Source organism: Streptococcus suis (genome assembly GCF_002960445.1).
Classification (GTDB): Bacteria; Bacillota; Bacilli; order Lactobacillales; family Streptococcaceae; genus Streptococcus; species Streptococcus hyiners.
This window is the reverse complement of record NZ_POJD01000172.1, coordinates 1-323: the sequence shown is the minus strand read 5'-3', so window position 1 is coordinate 323 and position 323 is coordinate 1. Positions and strand designations below refer to the sequence as shown.

Annotated in this window: 1 pseudogene; it reads left to right on the top strand. The window is 41.5% G+C overall.

Going from position 1 to position 323, the window contains the following annotated elements:
- Positions 1 to 130: 130 nt before the first annotated feature.
- Positions 131 to 323: pseudogene (locus C1G53_RS07345) on the top strand (hypothetical protein); the annotation flags it as partial.

Sequence of the window (323 nt, the reverse complement as noted above, 5' to 3'; positions counted from 1 at the left end):
CCTGTCCCACCTTTTCCCTTTTTAGGGGAAACATTGATATTTATGAAAGGTCCAACGAATGCTCCCATATCCTTTTTCCTATTTTTCTAGTATCTTCTCTCCAAGAAATATGTTTGCCAATCGTAGACTAATGAACCTTTGGCAACGGTTGTTTACAACGCTTTTTTTAGTGGCGCTCTTGCTCATTCCGAGCTCCCTACAGACTGTCAATCTCGAAACCTATCCTTTAGAAAATTTCGTAGAAGGTATCTATGCACCTCTGACAGATCAAGTCGTAGATGACCTCCGTCAACATGCAGTCATCGAAAACAACCACCTAACCT